This is a genomic window from Plantibacter elymi (nom. nud.), assembly GCF_900177795.1.
In the GTDB taxonomy this organism is placed as follows: Bacteria; Actinomycetota; Actinomycetes; order Actinomycetales; family Microbacteriaceae; genus Plantibacter; species Plantibacter elymi.
This window is the reverse complement of record NZ_FXWJ01000002.1, coordinates 563,289-583,103: the sequence shown is the minus strand read 5'-3', so window position 1 is coordinate 583,103 and position 19,815 is coordinate 563,289. Positions and strand designations below refer to the sequence as shown.

The following is a 19,815-nucleotide window of genomic DNA, read 5'->3' as shown; positions in this document are numbered from 1 at the left end:
CTCGTGACGACCGCGGCACGGTCAACCAGCCTAGACCCGCCGTCCGTCCGTTTCGGGGGAGTCGACGGGGATCGGCGCGTAGGGTGACGACATGACGACTTCCGCTGCAGACACCACCCGCGTCGACTTCTGGTTCGACCCCTCCTGCCCGTGGGCCTGGATGACCTCACGTTGGGTCGACGAGGTCACCGACGCCCGCAACCTCGACGTCCACTGGCACATCATGAGCCTCGCCGTCCTCAACGAGGACCAGGACGTCAGCGACGACTACCGGGCCTTCTTCCCCCGGGCGCTCCGATACACGCGGCTCGTCGCCGCTGCGGCAGCCGAACACGGACACGCGGTCGTCAAGCCGCTCTACGACGCGCTCGGGACGCGGATCCACCCCGGCGGACGCGCGGAGGACGTCGACGCCGTGATCGCCGAAGCCCTCGCCGAGACCGGGCTCCCGGCGGCGCTCGCCGAAGCGTCGACGACGGACGCCTACGACGGGCCCATGCGCGAGAGCCACTTCGACGGCATCGGACGGGTCGGCCAGGACGTCGGCACCCCCGTCATCGCGATCGACGACGTGGCGTTCTTCGGACCGGTCATCTCGCCGGCGCCGAAGGGCGAGCAGGCGCTCGCACTGTGGGACGGTGTCGTCGCCGCTGCCGCCTACCCGGGCTTCTTCGAGCTGAAGCGCAGCCGCACGGCGGACCCGATCTTCGACTGACGCGACGCCGGCGCCCGGAACCCTAGACTTTCCACATGCGCATCCACATCGCCACCGATCACGCCGGTCTCGAGCTCAGTCAGTTCCTGCAGGACCACCTGCGCGCAGCCGGTCACGACGTCGTCGACCACGGCCCGGCCGAATACGACGCGTTGGACGACTACCCGGCGTTCTGCATCAACGCGGCGAAGGCGGTCGTGCGCGACCAGCAGGCCGGTGTGGACGCCCTCGGCGTGGTGTTCGGCGGCTCGGGCAACGGCGAGCAGATCGCCGCGAACAAGGTCGTCGGTGTCCGCGCGGCGCTCGTCTGGAACCGCAGCACGGCGCAACTGGCGCGGCAGCACAACGACGCCAACGTCATCTCGATCGGTGCGCGCCAGCACAGCACCGACGAAGCGGTGTCGTTCATCGACGCGTTCATCGCCGAGCCGTTCAGCCTCGAGGAACGTCACGCCCGTCGGATCGCCCAGCTCGCCGAATTCGAGGCGACCGGCACCATCGCCGGCAAGCACGTCGACGCCTGACGCGTCCTCCACCGCCACCGCGCGGCGCGCCGGATCGCGCCCCCACCGAGTGAGGAGTCACCATGCCCGAGGGCCACTCCGTCCATCGCATCGCCCGACAGTTCGCTCAGAACTTCGTCGGACACCGGGTCGTCGTGTCGTCTCCCCAGGGGCGCTTCGCCGAGGGTGCCGCCGTGCTCGACGGCCGGACGGTCACCGACGCCAAGGCCGTGGGCAAGCAGATGTTCCTCGAGTTCGATGACGGACTGTGGTTGCGGGTGCACCTCGGTCTGTACGGCGCGTGGGACTTCGCCGGTGAGATCCGGTCGGACCCGACCATCGCCGCCTCGAACGGCCGCATGGGGCAGACGAACCAGCGCGGCACGGTGCTCGACGACGACGATGCGCCGATCCACGATGCGGACGGCGAGAACTCCCTGCACAGCATCGGTGCACCGCGCCGGGCCCGGGTCCGGATGTCCGAGCAGTCGAGTCCACTCGCCGAAATCGACGAGCGGTTCCCACCCGAACCGGTGGGTCAGGTGCGCGTGCGGTTGTTGACCGAGACGACCGTGGCGGACCTCCGCGGGCCGACCGCCTGCGAGGTGATCGACGCCGCCGGCGTGCAGGCCGTCATCGATCGGCTCGGACCGGATCCACTGCTGGACCCGAGCGCGGAGGCGGGCGAGCGGTTCGTGTCGCGTGCGCACCGCAAGGGTTCCCCGATCGGCCTGCTCCTCATGGATCAGCAGATCATCAGCGGGATCGGCAACGTCTACCGCGCCGAACTGCTGTTCCGCGCGCGTCTCGATCCGCACCGCACCGGGAAGACGGTCCCCGTCGAGACGCTTCGCGAGATCTGGCTCGACTGGACGCGGTTGCTCGCGATCGGGGTCGAGACCGGCCAGATGATGACGATGGACGACCTGTCGGCGGCCGACTACCGCCTCGCGATGGCCAACCGCTCTGATCGCCACTGGGTCTACAAGCGGGAGGGACTGCCGTGCCGGGTCTGCGGGACGAACATCCTCCTCGAGGAGATGGGCGCCCGCAAGCTGTACTGGTGCCCGAACTGTCAGCGCTGAACCGAACCCGCCTGCCCAACCGACGAGGACCGATGTGATGACCGAGCACCGCCCTGGAACCGACGGCGACCTCGTCACGACGATCGCCGACGTCCACCTGTCCGGACCGCGCCGCGGAGGCTCGTCCGACGCCGAACGGGTCGACGTCCTGCTGGAAGATGGCTCGATCGTGGCGATCCGACCCGCCGACCCCGAGGTCCTGCTTCGCTCCGACCCCGGTGTGTTGGACGGCGGTGGCGGCTACCTCCTGCCCGGGCTCTGGGACCACCACGTGCACTTCACCCAGTGGGCGCGCACCGCCAGGCGCGTCGACCTGTCCTCGGCTGCATCCGCCGCCGAGGCGGTCGAGTTGGTCGCTGAGCGGATCGCCCACGAGGCCGACGGTGACGGCTGGGTCGAGGGCGCGAGGTTCCGGGACGCCCTCTGGCCGGACACGCCGACGTTCGCGCTGCTCGACGCGATCTCACCGGACCGCGAGGTCGTGCTGGTCAGCGCCGACCTCCACTGCTGCTGGCTGAACAGCGCGGCGCTCCGGGCCACGGGCTTCGCCGACCATCCCACCGGCCTGTTGCGGGAGGAGGAGTCGTTCGCCGTCCTCAAACAGCTCGACCAGGTCGCCGACGAACTCTCCGACCGCTGGGTCGACGCCGCAGCCGATCAGGCGGCATCCCGCGGCGTCGTCGGTGTCGTCGACCTGGAGATGCGCTGGAACGCCGCTGACTGGGTCCGTCGGGTCGGGAACGGGACTCGTGCGCTCCGCATCTCCTTCGGTGTGTACGCCGAGCATCTCGAGCGTGCGATCGACGCCGGGCTGGTGACCGGCGGAGTGCTCGCCGGAACGGACGGCTTGGTGCAGGTCGGGCCGTTCAAGGTCATCACCGACGGATCCCTCAACACCCGGACGGCCTGCTGCGAAGCGCCCTATCCGGGTTCGGCTCCCGGAACCGACGCGCACGGGATGCTCAACGTCCCGCCGGAGCGACTCACCGCGCTGCTCACCCTGGCGACCGCCAACGGCCTCCACTGCGCGGTGCACGCCATCGGCGATCGCGCCAACACCCTCGCGCTCGACGCGATCGAGACGACCGGCGCGCGGGGCACGATCGAGCACGCCCAGCTGCTCCGGGCGTCGGACCTGGAGCGGTTCGCCCGGACCGGAACGGCTGCGAGTGTCCAGCCGGAACACGCGATGGACGATCGGGACGTCGCCGAGGTCCACTGGGCCGGGCGCACCGACCGTGCCTTCGTGCTCCGCAGCCTTCTCGACGCCGGCGCCACGCTCCGACTCGGTTCCGACGCCCCGGTCGCCCCGCTCGACCCCTGGGTCTCCATCGCCGCCGCCGTGACGCGCAGCCGCGATGGACGCGAGGCCTGGCACGGGGAGCAGGCCATCACGGTCGAGGAGGCACTGGCGGCGTCGACCAGAGGAGACGACGACGTGGTGGCCGTCGGACGCCCCGCCGACCTCGTCGTCGTGGGGTTCGACCCGTTCTCCTGTGCACCGGAGGCCCTGCGCACCATGCCGGTCCGTGCGACCATGCTGGGTGGGCGCCTGACGGCGGCTCCATCCGTCCACCCGGCCGGGGGATAACCCCCGATCGGAACGGGGCGTCCACCGGATGCCGTTCGTCGACGGAGCCGAACAGACTGAGGTGAGCCGGGTGCGAAAGCCGGGACCGCTCCGTCGAAAGGACCTCCTTCATGACCACCGCCATCGGCCGGCCGCTCGACGCGTCGGCGAAGCCTGATCCCTCCAGCCGAGGCGCATGGCGATACGGTCGGCTCTGGCGGGACGTCCCCGGATCGCTCCTGTTCCTGCTGCCGAACCTGCCGATCGTCATCGCCGGCTGCGTCATCGCCGTGACGATCCTCTCCCTCGGCTTCGGGCTCGCGATCCTGGGCGTCGGTCTCGTGATCGTCGTCGGAGGTCTCTGGGTCTCGCGGGCGTTCGTGGAACTCGAGGTCGCGCGTCTCCGCACGACGGGGCTCCCGCCGATCCGAGGAGGAGCCTGGCGGTCGTCCATCGGGACCGAGACGACACTGGGTGCCGTGCTCGCTCCACTCGCCGGACCGCGTTGGTGGCTGGCGGCCCTGCACGCGGTCGTCGTGAACCCGATCGTCGGGAGCGTCACCTGGGGACTGACCATCACCTGGACCGTGGGTGCCGTCGCCGGCACGACGTACTGGATCTGGGCGGACCGGCTCTCGGCTGGTTCGTCCTCGGGCTTCGCGGAGTTGCTGGCTCCCACGCTGGACCCATCGGACGCGTTGCTCGCCGACAAGCTCTGGAACCTCGCGCTCGGTGTCGTGTTCCTCGTGACGCTCCCGCTGGTCCTGCGGGTGCTGGTGCTGCTGCACCACTCCATCGCCTCCGGGCTGTTCGGAGCGCGGCCACAGGAGGAGCTGCGAGCCGAGCTGCTGGCTGAGCGGCGTGCGCGCGGTGCCGCCGTCTCGGCTGAGGCGGGCGCGGTGCGGCGGCTCGAACGGGACATCCACGATGGTCCGCAGCAGCGACTCGTCCGGCTGCAGATGGATCTCGCGGCCGCCGAACGACGCCTCGACACGGATCCCGCCTCGGCACGCTCGCTCCTGGGTGAGGCGCGCGCCCAGGCCGCCGAGACGCTCGACGAACTCCGTGCGCTCTCGAAGGGCCTGATGCCGCCACTGCTGCAGGACCGCGGCCTCGTCGCCGCACTCGACGACCTCGCCGCACGGTGTCCGGTGCCGACGAGGACGGAGCTGGCGGTCGTCTCGTCGGTGACGCTGCCTCGAGAGACCGAACGTGGGCTCTACTTCGTCGTCGCCGAACTCCTGACCAACGTCTCGAAGCATGCGGATGCGCGGCGCGCCAGCGTCGAGGCCCACGTGACGGTCGACCAGCAGCTGGGTTCGCGGCTCACCCTCCGCGTGACGGATGACGGTCGGGGCGGCGCGCACCTGGAACCGGGCCACGGCCTCGAAGGCCTGACGGAACGGGCACAGGGCCTCGGCGGGAAACTGGTGATCGAGCCTGCCCCGGTGTGGGACGGCGTCGCACACGGCAGCGCCGTCTCGATCTCGCTCCCCGTAGGCTGAACTGGTGACCAGCCCTGACCATGCCGGTGGTGGACCGCTCCGCATCGTGATCGCCGAGGATTCGACACTCCTCCGCGAGGGATTGATACGACTGTTCGACGAAGCCGGCTTCGTCACGGTCGCCGCGTACGCCGATGCGGAGGCGCTCCAGCACGGACTCGCGGCGGACCGACCGGACCTCATCGTCATGGACGTCCGCATGCCGCCCACGTTCCGGGACGAAGGGGTCCGCGCAGCGATAGCACTGCGTACTGTTCATCCCGACCTCCCCGTCCTGCTGCTCAGTCAGTACGTCGAGACCGTCTACGCCCGGGAGCTGCTCGCGGACGGCGGGCGCGGGATCGGCTATCTGCTCAAGGACCGGGTCGCCTCGCTGGAGGAGGTGCAGGACGCCATCCACCGGTTGGTCGAGGGAGGGACCGTCCTCGACCCCGACGTCGTCCGCACCCTGTTCGCAGCACAGCGCGACCCGTTGGCCGGCCTGACCCCACGTGAGACGGAGGTGCTCTCCGCTATGGCGGAGGGTCGCACGAACACGGCGATCGCCGAACGCCTGCGGGTCGGTGTCGGTGCGGTCGAGAAGCACATCTCGGCCATCTTCCAGAAGCTCGGTCTCGAGGACTCCGGGAGCGACCACCGACGCGTCCTCGCGGTCCTCGCCCTGCTCCAGCGCAACGGCTGAAGGGTGACACGCGCGACGAAGGGGCAGTCACGGATGACTGCCCCTTCGTGGGTGATGCGAGCGGGTCGCCCCGCCGGAGTCCTACCGGCTGAGGTGGGCGAAGAGGAACCAGCGGTCCTTGTCGAGGCCGCGGGCGATCTCGATCGCGATGTCCTGGCTGGTCTGGTCGAGCTCGTCGAGCTCGTCGACCGCGGTGTTGACCGAGGCGGAGGCGGCGTCGATGAGGGCGATGACCTCGGCGATGGTGCGGTCGGACTGCTGGAAGCCCTCGCTCAGCTCGGGCGTGCTCGTCTTCGCGGCGACGGTGCTGAGGCGTGCGTCGACCGGGAGGCCGAGGGCGACGATGCGCTCTGCGGCGAGGTCTGCCCACTCCTGCGCGTGGTCGACGATGTCGTCGAGCAGCTCGTGGACGCCGATGAAGTTCGCGCCACGCACGTGCCAGTGGGCCTGCTTGCCGTTGACGACGATGGCGGTGAGGTCGACGACGACGGGGCTGAGGAACTGCGCGGTGCCTGCTGCGACGTCCGGGTTGGCGACGGCCTGCGGAATGGAGGTGGTGATGTCGGTCATGGTGTTTCCCCTTCGTTGACGAGTGAGGCCCTGGTCGGGCGGATTCGTCGGTCTGCTTGAATGCAACGGTACTCAGCCGCAGACATTCCGCAAGGAAGTCGAGGCTCGGCTTACGAAGGGTGCACTCAGCAAGGAAAGCCTGACCGTACCGGCGATTCACCCCGGAACGACGCGGGTTCCCGTCGGCCGCGGCCGCCTGCGATAGCGTGGCCGGTATGACGCTGCACGGTACGGTCAGGAAACTCTCAGACGGACGCTCGCCACACATCGACCCGAGCGCCTACACGGCGCCGGGCTCCGTGTTGGTGGGCGCCGTGACGCTCGCTGCGGATTCGAGCGTCTGGTACAACGCGGTCCTCCGCGCAGACTCCGACTCGATCACGCTCGGCGCAGGGTCCAACATCCAGGACGGGGTCGCCGTGCACACGGACAGCGGGCACCCGACGGTCATCGGACGCAACGTCTCCGTCGGACACAACGCAGTCGTCCACGGCTGCACCGTCGAGGACGACTGCCTCATCGGTATGGGTTCCGTGGTCCTGAGCGGAGCAGTGATCGGTGCCGGGTCGCTCGTCGCCGGGGGAGCGGTGGTCCTCGAGGGCATGATCGTGCCGCCCGGTTCGCTCGTCGCGGGGGTCCCGGCCAAGGTGCGGCGGGAGCTGACGGCCGACGAGCAGGAGGCGATCCGGCAGAACGCCGCACACTACGTCGCCCTCAGAGCGGTCCACGCCGCAGCCGTCGGCGACGACTAGCGACGGCGTGCGTCGCGCTTCCTGAGGCGACGCTGCGCGGCGAGCGAGCCGGACAGGCAGACGACGCAGCCGATCATGCAGATGAGTCCGACGCCCAGTCGGCCGGTTGCGAGCGCGTACACCCCGACGAAGAAGACGAGTGCGCCGGCCACCGTCCAGACGTGGGGCCAGATCGCGTCGAGTCGCATGCGCTCAGCCTAGGGCGTCGGGCACCCCGTGCTCCGTCCTCCCCACCCGGCGACCTGTCGAGGTGGTCAGCGAGGAACCTCCCGCTCCGGTGATCCTCTTCGGGTCCCTGAGCAACTTCCTCCGGTCCCGCAACTTCCTCCGGTCCCTGAGTCCGTCGAAGGGCGCACGTGGGACTTCCTGCACCGGTGATCTTCTCCCGGTCCCTGAGCAGCTTCCACCGGTCCCTGAGCCTGTCGAAGGGGTGGGTCTTCGTGGGCACTTCGACAAGCTCAGTGACCGGGAGGGGTTCGCTCCGAACGACAAGGCGTCCTCGTGGGCACTTCGACAAGCTCAGTGACCGGGAGAAGTGTGCCCGGAACGCTTCGGTGTCTCAGTGTGTCAACGGGTGACTCGTGGGCACTTCGACAAGCTCAGTGACCGGGAGAGGTTCGCTCGGGAAGTTTCGGTCCCTGAGCCTGTCGAAGGGCAGCTCGACACGTGCCACTTCAGTGACCGGGAGAGGTTCGCTCGGGAAGTTTCGGACCCTGAGCCTGTCGAGAGACGCGGCGTCAGGAAGTCCCTGCGCGATAACCGAACCGTCGCGCCTGCTTTCGCGGCGCTGCCTGGTTCTGATGGTTGGAGAGGGGATGACGGGAATCGAACCCGCGTAATCAGTTTGGAAGACTGAGGCTCTACCATTGAGCTACATCCCCGAGGCGTCGCAGTGCGACGAACTCACCCGGTAATGCTACTGCATCCCGAGCGCCCATCCGTGCAGCTCCGAGTCCCGAGGCCGGTTCCGCCCCGGAAACCGCACAGGGGCCGCACAGATTCTGGGCTAGACTGACCGAGGCCATTTCGCCCGCCGCTCGTCGGTCGGGCCGGCTGGCCGGATTGTCGCCGATCCGGGGCGTAGCTCAGCTTGGTAGAGCGCCCGGTTTGGGACCGGGAGGTCGCAGGTTCGAATCCTGTCGCCCCGACTCCGTTTTGCGTCCTCAACTGAGGCAGAATCCCCGACACAGGAGAAGTAATCACGTGAAGACCACGGTCGAGAAGCTGAGCCCCACTCGCGTCAAGCTCGCCATCGCGGTGACGCCCGAGGAGCTCAAGCCGAGCATCACCCACGCCTACGGACACATCGCCGAGGACATCAACGTCCCCGGCTTCCGTAAGGGCAAGGTGCCACCGGCGATCATCGACCAGCGCGTCGGCAAGGGCGCCGTGATCGAGCACGCCGTCAACGAGGGCCTCGACGGCTTCTTCCGCAAGGCACTCGAGGAGAACGAACTCCGTCCGCTCGGCCGCCCGCAGGCCGACATCGTCGAGTGGCCGAACGAGAAGGACTTCTCGGGCGACCTGCTCGTGAACATCGAGGTCGACGTCCGTCCCGAGATCACGCTTCCCGTCTACGAGGGCCTCAAGCTCACCGTCGACGCCCAGGAAGCCGGCGAAGCCGACGTCCAGGACGAGCTCGACCGCATCCGTGCACGCTTCGGCACGCTCGTGACCGTCGACCGCCCGGCCAAGACGGGCGACTTCGCCCAGCTCGACCTGGTCGCCAAGATCAACGACGCCGAGGTCGACCGCGCAAGCGGCGTCTCCTACGAGATCGGTTCGGGTGAGCTGCTCACCGGCATCGACGAGGCACTCGACTCCCTCACCGCCGGCGAGACCACCACCTTCACCTCGCCGCTGCTCGGTGGCGAGCACGAGGGCGAGGACGCCGAGGTCACCGTCACCCTGACCGCCGTCAAGGAGCGCGAGCTTCCCGAGGCCGACGACGACTTCGCTCAGATCGCGAGCGAGTTCGACACCATCGACGAGTTCAAGGCGCAGCTGCGCGAGGTCGTCGAGCGCCAGCAGGTCATCACCCAGGGCCGCGACGCACGCACCGCGCTCGTCGACGCCATGCTCGAGGCCGCGCAGATCCCCGTGCCCGAGAGCGTCATCGAGGACGAGGTGCACCGTCACCTCGAGGGCGAGAACCGCCTCGAGGACGACGAGCACCGCGCCGAGGTCACCGAGTCGAGCGAGAAGGCCCTGCGGACGCAGCTCCTCCTCGACGCCCTCGCCGAGTCGCTCAACGTCCAGGTGAACCAGAACGAGCTCACCGAGTACCTCATCCAGAGCGCATCGCAGTACGGCATGGAGCCCGGTGAGTTCATCGAGGCGCTCGGCCAGCAGGGTCAGATCCCCGCCATGGTCGGCGAGGTCGCCCGCAACAAGGCCATCGCCATCGCGCTCGGCAAGGCCGAGGTCGTCGACTCCAACGGCAAGCCCGTCGACCTGAGCGACTTCGTCGCCGTGGTCGAGGACGAGGACGCCGCCACCGAGACTGCAGCTGACGAGGCGACTGAAGCTCCGGCCGAGGACGCCGCCGACGAGGCTCCGGCCGAGGCCGAGCCGAAGAAGGCCGCCGCCAAGAAGGCGCCTGCGAAGAAGGCGCCCGCTAAGAAGGCACCGGCCAAGAAGGCCGCTGCCGACGAGGCCGCTGCCGAGTAGGACAGCACCAGCAGTGACGACAGGGGCGGAAGCGATTCCGCCCCTGTCGTCGTCTCCGGACACATCAGCCGAATGGGAGCCATCATGACGACGACCGACGCAACCGACTGGGACGACCGGGTCGCGGCCGTCTGGGCCGACGAGACCATCGACGACGAGCAGCGCATCGCGGCCATCGACGCCCTGGTCGCCGAGCGTCCGGCTGGTGACGCCCGCGCCGCGTTCGAGGCTGCCGGTGCGCGCGACTCCGCCGGCCATGAGGTGGAGGCCGAGGCCTGCTATCGCGATGCCCTCGAGGCCGGGCTCGACGAGGAGCACCGTCCGCAGGCGATCATCCAACTGGCGAGCACGCTCCGCAACCTCGGCCGGACCGCTGAGAGCGTCGTCCTGCTCGAACAGCAGCTCGCGGACGACCCGACCGGTCCGTACGCGGACGCGACCGCGGCCTTCCTGGCGCTGGCGCTCGCCAGCTCGGGGGATCCGCGCCGAGCGACGGCCGTCGCCCTCCGGGCTCTCGTGCCGCACCTGCCGCGCTACCACCGGTCGGTCCGCGCCTACGCCGACGAACTCGAGACGGATCCGCTCCGCTGAGCCCCGACGGTCGCGCGGTCAGTCCGCTCGCCGTCCGCCTCCGGCGAACCCCGCCGCCCGGGAGTCTGCCGAGGGCGAACAGGGCGTTGGTGGTGCGTCGCCTCCGATAGATTCGAACCACTGCACAACCGAAACGGAGCGATAATGGCCGAACCACAGTTCTCGCCCAGTGTCTTTGACCGCCTGCTGAAGGACCGGATCATCTGGCTGGGCGCCGAGGTCCGCGACGAGAACGCGAACGAGATCGCGGCCAAGCTGCTGCTCCTCGCCGCGGACGACCCGAAGCGCGACATCTACCTCTACATCAACTCGCCCGGTGGCTCCATCACGGCCGGCATGGCCATCTACGACACCATGCAGTTCGTCCCGAACGACATCGTCACGGTCGGTATCGGCATGGCGGCGTCGATGGGTCAGCTCCTCCTCACGGCCGGCACCAAGGGCAAGCGCTACATCACCCCGAACGCCCGCGTGCTCCTCCACCAGCCGCACGGCGGATTCGGTGGGACGTCGAGCGACATCCAGACCCAGGCGCAGCTCATCCTTGACATGAAGCGCCGTCTCGCCGAGATCACCGCGGCACAGACCGGCAAGAGCGTCGAGCAGATCAACGCCGACGGCGACCGCGACCGCTGGTTCAACGCCGAAGAGGCGCTCGAATACGGCTTCGTCGACCACCTCCGTGAGTCCGCGCTCGACGTGGCCGGCGGCGGCGGAACCGTCGACAGCGACAAGTAACCCGGCTTCGACCAGACAGGAATGCAACACATGGAGACTCCAACGTTCAGTGCGGCGGGCCGCTCGCTGCAGATGCCGGGTGCTCGCTACATCCTCCCGAGCTTCGAAGAGCGCACGGCCTACGGCTACAAGCGTCAGGACCCGTACGCGAAGCTCTTCGAGGACCGCATCATCTTCCTCGGCGTGCAGGTCGACGACGCATCGGCCGATGACATCATGGCCCAGCTGCTCGTGCTCGAGAGCATGGACCCCGACCGCGACATCGTCATGTACATCAACTCACCCGGTGGCTCGTTCACCGCGATGACGGCGATCTACGACACGATGCAGTACATCCGTCCGCACGTCATGACGGTGGTCCTCGGACAGGCGGCTTCCGCCGCCGCCGTGCTCACCGCCGCCGGCACACCGGGCAAGCGCCTGGCGCTCCCGAACGCCCGCATCCTGATCCACCAGCCCGCCGTCGGCGAGGCCGGCCACGGACAGGCTTCGGACATCGAGATCCAGGCGGCCGAGATCCTCCGCATGCGCGGCTGGCTCGAGTCGACCCTGGCACACCACTCCAACCGTTCGGTGGAGCAGGTCAACAAGGACATCGACCGCGACAAGATCCTTTCGGCCGCCGAGGCGCTCGAGTACGGTCTCATCGACCAGGTGCTCACCTCGCGGAAGAACCCGGTCGCGGCCATCACGGCCTGACACGGCTCCCGTGCTCACGACTCGGCGCGTCATCCCAGCGGGGTGGCGCGCCGAGTTGTCGCAGGGACAGGTTAGGCTCGGAGCACCGAATCTCCAGGGAGAGGGAAAGACATGGCACGGATAGGCGAAAGCGCCGATCTGCTCAAGTGCTCGTTCTGCGGCAAGAGCCAGAAGCAGGTCCAGCAGCTGATCGCTGGTCCCGGCGTGTACATTTGCGACGAGTGCGTCGAGTTGTGCAACGAGATCATCGCCGAGCGACTCGCCGAAGCGAGCGAGGAGACGGTGAGCGAGTTCGACCTCCCGAAGCCGAAGGAGATCTTCGCCTTCCTCGAGGAGTACGTCATCGGCCAGGAGGCCGCGAAGAAGGCGCTCTCGGTCGCGGTGTACAACCACTACAAGCGCGTCCGCTCCCGCGCCACGCTCGCTCCCGCCGAGACGGTGCACGACGACATCGAGATCGCGAAGAGCAACATCCTCCTCATCGGCCCGACAGGCTGCGGCAAGACCTACCTCGCGCAGACCCTCGCGAAGCGGCTCAACGTCCCCTTCGCCGTCGCCGATGCGACCGCGCTCACCGAGGCCGGCTACGTCGGCGAGGACGTCGAGAACATCCTCCTCAAGCTCATCCAGGCGGCCGACTACGACGTCAAGCGCGCGGAGACCGGCATCATCTACATCGACGAGGTCGACAAGATCGCTCGCAAGGCGGAGAACCCCTCCATCACGCGCGACGTCTCCGGCGAGGGCGTCCAGCAGGCGCTCCTCAAGATCCTCGAAGGAACCGTCGCCTCGGTACCGCCGCAGGGCGGCCGGAAGCACCCGCACCAGGAGTTCATCCAGATCGACACGACGAACGTCCTGTTCATCGTGGCCGGCGCCTTCGCCGGACTGGAGGAGATCATCTCATCCCGCGCGGGCAAGAAGGGCATCGGCTTCGGAGCCCCCCTGCACAGCAAGGGCGACGACGTGAACCTCTTCGGCGAGGTCCTGCCGGAAGACCTCCACAAGTTCGGCCTCATCCCCGAGTTCATCGGTCGCCTCCCGGTCGTCACGACGGTCACGCCGCTCGACCAGCACGCGCTCATGGAGATCCTCACGGTGCCGAAGAACGCGCTCGTGCGTCAGTACCAGCGCATGTTCGAGATCGACGGCGTCGAGCTGGAGTTCGACCAGGCGGCACTCGAAGCGATCGCCGACCTCGCCGTCCTCCGCAAGACCGGTGCCCGAGGGCTCCGAGCCATCATGGAAGAGGTGCTCGGGCCGATCATGTTCGAGGTGCCCTCGACGGACGAAGTCGCTCGCGTCGTCATCACCCGGGAGTCCGTCGTCGAGAACGCGGCCCCGACGATCGTCCCGCGTGCCGCTCGCCGCCAGGAGAAGTCCGCCTGACCTGATCACCCAGCGTCGGTATACTAGAATTTCCGGATGACCGCCGCTCCTGTCGTCACCCCTGCAACCGACCACGACGCCTCCGGGCGTCCGCTGGCGGTGCGGGGGTTTCGACGTGCGGCCGTGATCACGATCATCACCTCGCTCTCGGTCACGGCGCTCGTCGGGATCGGCGTGCTCGTGACCGGTGATTTCGGCCAGGTGCAGGTGCGCATCCTGGCGACCGCCCTGCTCGTCGCCGGGTTCAGCATCGTGGCGCTCTGCGATCTCGCCCTTGCCGGCCGGGCCTTGAGGGTCGTGGCTCTCGTCTCGATCGGTGTCGCCGTCATCGCCCTCGCGCTCGGTGTCGTCCTCATCTGGAGCGTCTCCTGGAGCGGCGCGAGTTTCGGACAGCTGTGCCGGGCGTTCGGAGTCGCGGGTATCTGGAGTGTGAGCCTGGCGCAGGCGAACCTGCTGCTGCTCCTCACGCGCCGCGGTCATCCAGTCATCCGGTTTGGAATGGTCGCGACGGTCGGCTGCATCGTCCTGACGGCCGTGTTGCTGTCGCTCCCCATCGTGACGGAGTTCAGGATCCCCACGGGGGAGACGGCACTCGCGTTCTGGCGGGCGTTCGGCATCGCAGTGATTCTCGATGCCCTCGGGACGATCACTGTGCCAGTGCTGGCGCTGTTCCTGCGTGATGCCCAGAAACCGGTGACGCCTTCGGCGCCGATCGAGCCTGCCGCTTCAGGCTGGGTCCGGCTCTCCGGCGAGCTGACTGAACGGGTCGCCCGCGAGGCGGCGACCGCGGGCACCACCCCGGATCATGTGGTCGCGTACGCCGTCCGCAGCCATCTCGATGCGCGCGAGCAGTCGATCACTCCTCGAGCCCCCGGCGTCGGAGAAGCGGCTCGATGACCGCGTCGCGCCCACGGAAGTCTCGGTAGGCCTCCAGAGGATCCTTCGAACCGCCGACCCCGAGGAGCTTGGTGCGGAATCGGTCGCCGTTCTCCCTCGTCAGTCCGCCGTTCTCCGTGAACCAGTCGACGGTGTCCGCGTCGAGCACCTCGCTCCAGATGTAGGAGTAGTAGCCGGCGTCGTATCCACCTGAGAAGGTGTGGGCGAAATACGTGCTCGCGTAGCGGGGAGGGACGGCCGGATTGTCGAGCCCGGCGGAACGGAGCGCCGCCGCTTCGAACGCTTCGACGTCGTCGACCCGGTCATCTGCACCGATGCTGTGCCACGCCTGGTCGAGCATCGCCGCAGCGAGGTACTCGCTCGTCGAGAAGCCCTCGTTGAATCCCTCGGACGCCTGGAGCTTCGCCACCAGTTCCTGCGGCATCGGTTCACCCGTCTCGAAATGCCTGGCGTAGCCGGCGAGCACCTCGGGCCACAGCATCCACATCTCGTTCACCTGGCTGGGGAACTCGACGAAGTCCCGGAAGACGTTCGTGCCGGAGAACCGCGGGTACTCGACCTCGGCGAAGAGGCCGTGCAGCGCGTGGCCGAACTCGTGGAAGAAGGTCGTGACCTCGTCGAGGCTCAGCAGGGTCGGCTCGCCCTCGGCGGGCTTCGGGACGTTCAGGTTGTTGACCACGACGGTGGGCTGGTCGAGCAGGCGGTTCTGGGAGATGAGCGCGTTCATCCAGGCACCGCCGCGCTTGCTGTCGCGGGTGTACAGGTCGAGGAGGTACAGGCCGAGGCCTGAGCCGTCCTCGTTCCAGACCTCGAAGACCCGGACGTCGGGATGGTAGCCCTGGAGATCGGTCCGTTCGGCGAAGGTGATGCCGTAGAGCTTGGTCGCTGCAGCGAACACCCCGTCGAACAGGACCCGCTCCGCCTCGAAGTACGGGCGCATCACGCTGGTGTCGACATCGAACCGGTCGATCCTGACCTGTTCGGTCGCGAACGGCCAGTCCCAGGCCTCGACGGTCTCGAGGCCGGCGACCCGCTCGAGCTCGCGCTGTTCCCGATCGGCGTTCCGGGCGGCGGGGATCGCCAGACGGGAGAGGAGCGCGGCGACGGCCTCCGGCGTCCCCGCGGTCTGGTCAGCGGTGACCACTGCCGCGTGCGACGGGAACCCCAGGAGTGCGGCGCGCTCGGCTCGGAGGCGGGTGATCTCGAGGACGAGGTCACGGTTGTCGTTCGGTCCGCCGTGCGTGCCGCGAGCACGGGAGGCCGTCATGATCCGCTCGCGGACGCCGCGGTGCGTCAACGACGACAGCGCCGGATGGCCGGTCGGGAGCACGAGGGTGACGAGCCAGCCGTCGAGGTCTCGCTCGGCGGCCGCCTGGGCCGCAGCGGAGATCTCGCCCGTACTCAGGCCGTCGAGCTCCGCGGCATCGGTGAGGTGGACGGCGAGCTCGTTGGTGTCAGCCAGGAGCTGCTTCTCGAACCGGGTGGTCAGTGTCGACAGGCGGAGATTGAGGTCGGAGAGCCGCTGCTTCTCCTCGGCGTCGAGACCGGCACCTGCGAGGGTGTGTTCGCTGTACACGCGCCGGACCAGGTAGGTCGCTTCGGCCGTCAGCTGGAGGTCGTCGAGACTCGCGTGGACCGCCGCGATCCGCGCGTACAGTGCGGGGTCGAGCCGGATCGCGTCCTCGTGGGCGGCCAGCTGCGGCGCGAGCTCCTCCTCGAGTTCATTGGTGAACGCGGAACTGTCCGCCGAGCTCTGATTGAAGAAGACCGCTGCGACCCGCCCGAGGATCGCGCCGCTCCGTTCGAGCGGGACCAGCGTGTTCTCGAACGTCGGCGCGTCGTCCTGCGCGGTGATCGCCGCGATCTCCTCGAGTTGCTGCGCGAACCCGGCGGTGAAGGCGGGGCGGAAATGCTCCTCGCGGATCTCGCCGAACGGCGGCAGCTGATAGGGGAGCGCGCTCGGCTGGAGGAACGGATTCGTGTGTGATTCCATACCTCACCCTATCCAGCGTGCCGGGGAGGAGGCTCAGTCCTCGTCGTCGTCGTGGTCGTCGTCCGGCCGGGTGAGGCTGACGGATCCGTCCGCGTGCTGACGGATGGTCGTACCGTCGTCGAGCTCGACCACGGGCCGGCGTTCGAGCCAGGTGAGGGTCCAGCGCCACGAGGACGTGTCGACACCCTGCGCGAGCAACTCCTGCTCTTCAGCGGCGATGGCCGTCTGCACCGGCGTCGGCACGTTCTCCGGTGGCTCGGCGCCGACGGCCCAACGGGTCCCGAGTTGCATCACGGCTCCAGGTCGTAGGTGACCCAGCTCGTGCGGGTCGCCAGCTTGTCGTACACGGCCTGGGCGCGCTCGTTGTCGGCGGCGGTGATCCACCGGACGACGCTGTGGCCGTCCGCCTTCGCGAGGTCGCGGACGTGCTCGATCAGCGCGGTCCCCACCCCGCCGGTGCGGGCGTCCTCGGCGACGAACAGGTCGTCGAGGTAGAGCCCGGTCCCACCGGCGAGAGCACGGGGGAACACCCGATAGTGCGCGAGGCCGACGAGGGCGCCTTGGGCATCCTCCGCGACGAGCGCGGTCAACGGGTGGGTCGGGTCGCTGAGCCAGCCCCAGACGAGGACGGCCTTCTCGTCGGTCAGCGGGTTGCCGTAGAACTCCCCGTAGCCGGAGTACAGCGCGTGCCAGGCGAACAGGTCGCTCTCGACGGCGGGACGGATGGTGACGCTCATGCGTGTGCCTCCTCGGCGTCGGCCGCCGGCGTGAAGACGATGTCGCCGACCGACAGGACGTCGGCGGTGCGGAACTCGAGGGACTCGATGCGTCCGACGGCGCGGAGGTCGTCGGCGACGAGCGCGAGCAGCTCGATCGATGCGGCGGGTCCGGCGATGACCGCGGAGTCGACCGGGGTCTTCTGGGACGCCTTGGCGTCGGTCTTCGCGCGTCGGATGCCCGTGAGCGCCTCGCTCGCGAGCTGCAGCACCTGCGGTTCGCCCGCTGCGAGTCCGGTGAACTCCTCGTCGGTCGGCCAGCTGGCACGGTGCACGGAGCCGTCATGCGTCCAGGACCAGGCTTCCTCGGCGGCGAACGGGATGAACGGGGCGAACAGGCGGAGCAGGGTCGAGAGCGCGATCCGCAGCGCGGCCACCGCCGAAGCCTGCTCAGGGCTCTCCTCGCCGTACGCCCGCTCCTTGACGAGCTCGAGGTAGTCGTCGCAGAACGTCCAGAAGAACGCCTCGGTCAGCTCGAGCGCGCGCGCGTGGTCGTAACCGGCCAACGCACTGCTGGCGTCGGCGACGGTCTTGCGGAGGACGCGCAGCATGGCGAGGTCGACGGCCTCCGTCACGGGGGCGTCTTCACGACCGGTGAACCCGAGGATGAACTTCGAGGCGTTGAGCACCTTGATAGCCAGGCGTCGGCCGATCTTGATCTGCGTCGGGTTCTGCGGGTCGAAGGCGGCGTCGGTGCCGAGACGGCTCGAGGCCGCCCAGTACCGGACGGCGTCCGAACCGTGCTGTTCGAGCATGGCCGCCGGCGTGACGACGTTGCCCTTGGACTTCGACATCTTCTTGCGGTCGGGGTCGACGATGAAGCCGGACACGGAGGCGTGCTCCCACGGCTTCTGGTCGTACTCGAGGACGCTGCGGAGCATGGTGGAGAACAGCCAGGTGCGGATGATGTCCTGACCCTGTGGGCGCAGCGAGTACGGGAACACGAGGTCCCAGAGCTCGGGGTCGCGCTCCCAGCCGCCGGCGAGCTGCGGGGTGAGGCTCGACGTGGCCCAGGTGTCCATGACGTCGACCTCGCCCATGAACCCACCGGGCACGCCGCGCTGCGACTCGTCGTAGCCGGGTGCCGCATCGCTGGACGGGTCGACGGGCAGAGCGGCGTGGTCTGGCGCGATCGGCTGGTCGTAGACCGGGTTGCCGTCGGCGTCGAGCGGGTACCAGAGGGGGATCGGCACACCGAAGAAGCGCTGGCGGGAGATCAGCCAGTCGCCGGACAGGCCACCGACCCAGTTCTCGTAGCGCACGCGCATGAAGTCGGGGTGCCACTCGAGCTCCGAGCCGAGTTCGAGGAGGCGGCCGCGGAGCTGTTCGTCGCGGGCACCGTTGCGGATGTACCACTGGCGGGTCGAGACGATCTCGAGCGGCTTGTCGCCCTTCTCGAAGAACTTCACCGGGTGGGTGATCTGCTTCGGCTCGCCGATCAGGTCGCCCGAGGCGGCGAGGAGGTCGACGACGGTCTGCTTGGCGCTGAAGACGGTCTTCCCGGCGAGCTGCGCGTACGCCTCGAGGCCGGCCTCGGAGGTGATCGCCTCCGGGGCCTCCGAGATGACGCGGCCGTCGAAGCCGAGGATCGCGCGGTTGGGGAGGTCGAGTTCGCGCCACCACACGATGTCGGTGATGTCGCCGAATGTGCACACCATCGCGATGCCGGCACCCTTGTCGGGCTGGGCGAGGTGGTGGGCGAGCACGGGCACCTCGACGCCGAACACGGGTGTGGTCACGGTCGTGCCGAACAGCGGCTTGAAGCGCTCGTCGTCGGGGTGGGCGACGAGGGCGACGCAGGCGGGGAGGAGCTCCGGCCGCGTGGTCTCGATCTCGATGGTGCCGCCGTCGGGGCGGTGGAAGGAGAGCCGGCGGTAGGTGCCCGGCTGCTCCTTGTCCTCGAGCTCAGCCTGGGCGACCGCCGTGCGGAAGGTGATGTCCCAGAGCGTCGGCGCCATGGCCTGGTAGGCCTCGCCGCGGTCCAGATTGCGCAGGAACGCGAGCTGGCTCGCCGTGATCGACTCGTCGCCGATGGTGCGGTAGCTCTGGGTCCAGTCCACGGAGAGGCCGAGCGCGCGCCAGACGGCCTCGAACTGCTGCTCGTCCTCGACGGTGAGGCGCTCGCACAGCTCGATGAAGTTGCGACGCGAGATCGGGATCTGGTCGGCGGCCTTGGTGCTCTTGTTGTCGCCACCCTCGAACGGCGGGGTGAAGTCGGCGTCGTAGGGGAGCGTCGGGTCGCACCGGACGCCGTAGTAGTTCTGGACGCGGCGCTCGGTCGGGAGGCCGTTGTCGTCCCAGCCCATGGGGTAGAAGACGCGCTTGCCGGTCATCCGCTGGTAGCGGGCGATCACGTCGGTGTGCGTGTAGCTGAAGACGTGACCGATGTGCAGGGAGCCGGACGCGGTCGGGGGCGGGGTGTCGATCGAGTAGATGCACTCACGCGTGGCGCCGTCGCGCTCGAACCGGTAGGTCCCCGCGGACTCCCAGGAGGAGCCCCACTTCTGCTCGAGACCTTCGAGGGCCGGCTTGTCCGGGATGCTGGCAGCGGTCATGAGGCGATCTCCTGCTGATATGTGCGGCACCGTGTCTGCGTGCCTGAGTGTGTGGGAACATCCCATGCTATCGCAGGGGACCGGGAGGACGCCGGACCGCAGACCGTCATCCTCCGCCGATAGCA

At 68.8% G+C, this 19,815-nt stretch carries 19 protein-coding genes and 2 tRNA genes; 14 read left to right on the top strand and 7 right to left on the bottom strand.

Annotated features, from left to right (window positions below; all coding sequences use genetic code 11):
- Positions 1 to 91: 91 nt before the first annotated feature.
- The 6 genes from CCK91_RS07600 (at position 92) to CCK91_RS07575 (ending at position 6,060) form a co-directional block, all read left to right on the top strand.
- Positions 92 to 715 carry a mycothiol-dependent nitroreductase Rv2466c family protein gene (locus tag CCK91_RS07600; protein ID WP_086473525.1) on the top strand — a complete coding sequence of 208 codons (624 nt, stop codon included), beginning with the start codon at positions 92 to 94 and terminating at the stop codon, positions 713 to 715.
- Positions 716 to 750: 35 nt separating this feature from the next.
- A complete protein-coding gene (locus CCK91_RS07595) occupies positions 751 to 1,239 on the top strand; it encodes a ribose-5-phosphate isomerase (RefSeq protein WP_086473524.1) in 489 nt (162 codons plus the stop codon).
- A 62-nt stretch (positions 1,240 to 1,301) separates the two neighbouring features.
- Complete coding sequence (locus CCK91_RS07590; protein WP_086473523.1) at positions 1,302 to 2,303, top strand: Fpg/Nei family DNA glycosylase; 1,002 nt, start codon at positions 1,302 to 1,304, stop codon at positions 2,301 to 2,303.
- A 37-nt stretch (positions 2,304 to 2,340) separates the two neighbouring features.
- On the top strand, positions 2,341 to 3,894 hold the full coding sequence (locus CCK91_RS07585; protein ID WP_086473522.1) for an amidohydrolase: 1,554 nt from the start codon (positions 2,341 to 2,343) through the stop codon (positions 3,892 to 3,894).
- Between the two features lie 110 nt (positions 3,895 to 4,004).
- A complete protein-coding gene (locus tag CCK91_RS07580; RefSeq protein ID WP_086473521.1) occupies positions 4,005 to 5,378 on the top strand; it encodes a sensor histidine kinase in 1,374 nt (457 codons plus the stop codon).
- A 1-nt stretch (position 5,379) separates the two neighbouring features.
- Positions 5,380 to 6,060: a response regulator transcription factor gene (locus CCK91_RS07575; protein WP_369821884.1), complete on the top strand. Its 681-nt coding sequence runs from the start codon at positions 5,380 to 5,382 to the stop codon at positions 6,058 to 6,060.
- 81 nt (positions 6,061 to 6,141) lie between these two features.
- Here CCK91_RS07575 and CCK91_RS07570 read toward each other — a convergent pair whose 3' ends face one another.
- Positions 6,142 to 6,630, bottom strand: coding sequence for a Dps family protein (locus CCK91_RS07570; protein ID WP_064295149.1), 489 nt, complete (start codon positions 6,628 to 6,630; stop codon positions 6,142 to 6,144).
- A gap of 215 nt (positions 6,631 to 6,845) precedes the next feature.
- On the opposite strand from CCK91_RS07570, the gene CCK91_RS07565 reads away from it, so the two are divergent.
- The gene (locus CCK91_RS07565; protein ID WP_086473519.1) at positions 6,846 to 7,382 is read left to right on the top strand and encodes a gamma carbonic anhydrase family protein; all 537 of its coding nucleotides are present in this window, start codon (positions 6,846 to 6,848) and stop codon (positions 7,380 to 7,382) included.
- Here the strand turns inward: CCK91_RS07565 and CCK91_RS07560 are convergent.
- A complete protein-coding gene (locus tag CCK91_RS07560; protein WP_086473518.1) occupies positions 7,379 to 7,570 on the bottom strand; it encodes a hypothetical protein in 192 nt (63 codons plus the stop codon). The genes CCK91_RS07565 and CCK91_RS07560 overlap by 4 nt on opposite strands.
- Positions 7,571 to 8,192: 622 nt before the next feature.
- Positions 8,193 to 8,263, bottom strand: a tRNA-Gly gene (locus tag CCK91_RS07555).
- Between the two features lie 193 nt (positions 8,264 to 8,456).
- Between CCK91_RS07555 and CCK91_RS07550 the strand changes: the two genes are divergently transcribed.
- The 7 genes from CCK91_RS07550 to CCK91_RS07520 all read left to right on the top strand — a co-directional run bounded on the left by CCK91_RS07550 (position 8,457) and on the right by CCK91_RS07520 (position 14,366).
- Positions 8,457 to 8,530 (top strand) — tRNA-Pro (locus CCK91_RS07550).
- A 55-nt stretch (positions 8,531 to 8,585) separates the two neighbouring features.
- Complete coding sequence (gene tig / locus CCK91_RS07545) at positions 8,586 to 10,052, top strand: trigger factor (protein ID WP_165767004.1); 1,467 nt, start codon at positions 8,586 to 8,588, stop codon at positions 10,050 to 10,052.
- A gap of 84 nt (positions 10,053 to 10,136) precedes the next feature.
- Complete coding sequence (locus CCK91_RS07540; protein WP_086473809.1) at positions 10,137 to 10,643, top strand: tetratricopeptide repeat protein; 507 nt, start codon at positions 10,137 to 10,139, stop codon at positions 10,641 to 10,643.
- Between the two features lie 144 nt (positions 10,644 to 10,787).
- A complete protein-coding gene (locus CCK91_RS07535; protein ID WP_056006680.1) occupies positions 10,788 to 11,381 on the top strand; it encodes an ATP-dependent Clp protease proteolytic subunit in 594 nt (197 codons plus the stop codon).
- 30 nt (positions 11,382 to 11,411) lie between these two features.
- Positions 11,412 to 12,080, top strand: a complete 669-nt coding sequence (locus CCK91_RS07530; RefSeq protein WP_056006676.1) for an ATP-dependent Clp protease proteolytic subunit — start codon at positions 11,412 to 11,414, stop codon at positions 12,078 to 12,080.
- A 111-nt stretch (positions 12,081 to 12,191) separates the two neighbouring features.
- Entirely contained in the window at positions 12,192 to 13,469 is a 1,278-nt protein-coding gene (gene clpX, locus CCK91_RS07525) for an ATP-dependent Clp protease ATP-binding subunit ClpX (protein WP_064295154.1), read from the top strand.
- 36 nt (positions 13,470 to 13,505) lie between these two features.
- The gene (locus CCK91_RS07520; protein WP_133059956.1) at positions 13,506 to 14,366 is read left to right on the top strand and encodes a hypothetical protein; all 861 of its coding nucleotides are present in this window, start codon (positions 13,506 to 13,508) and stop codon (positions 14,364 to 14,366) included.
- Here CCK91_RS07520 and CCK91_RS07515 read toward each other — a convergent pair.
- From CCK91_RS07515 to valS, 4 genes are read right to left on the bottom strand one after another with little or no spacing between them, the layout of a single operon-like run.
- A complete protein-coding gene (locus CCK91_RS07515) occupies positions 14,326 to 16,359 on the bottom strand; it encodes a M3 family metallopeptidase (RefSeq protein WP_086473515.1) in 2,034 nt (677 codons plus the stop codon). The genes CCK91_RS07520 and CCK91_RS07515 overlap by 41 nt on opposite strands.
- A 33-nt stretch (positions 16,360 to 16,392) precedes the next feature.
- Entirely contained in the window at positions 16,393 to 16,650 is a 258-nt protein-coding gene (locus CCK91_RS07510; protein WP_086473514.1) for a hypothetical protein, read from the bottom strand.
- Positions 16,650 to 17,096 (bottom strand): GNAT family N-acetyltransferase, encoded by a 447-nt coding sequence (locus tag CCK91_RS07505; RefSeq protein ID WP_064295157.1) that lies wholly within the window; start codon positions 17,094 to 17,096, stop codon positions 16,650 to 16,652. The genes CCK91_RS07510 and CCK91_RS07505 overlap by 1 nt, the downstream gene beginning before the upstream one ends.
- Positions 17,093 to 19,690, bottom strand: a complete 2,598-nt coding sequence (gene valS / locus CCK91_RS07500) for a valine--tRNA ligase (protein ID WP_086473513.1) — start codon at positions 19,688 to 19,690, stop codon at positions 17,093 to 17,095. The genes CCK91_RS07505 and valS overlap by 4 nt, the downstream gene beginning before the upstream one ends.
- Positions 19,691 to 19,815 lie beyond the last annotated feature (125 nt).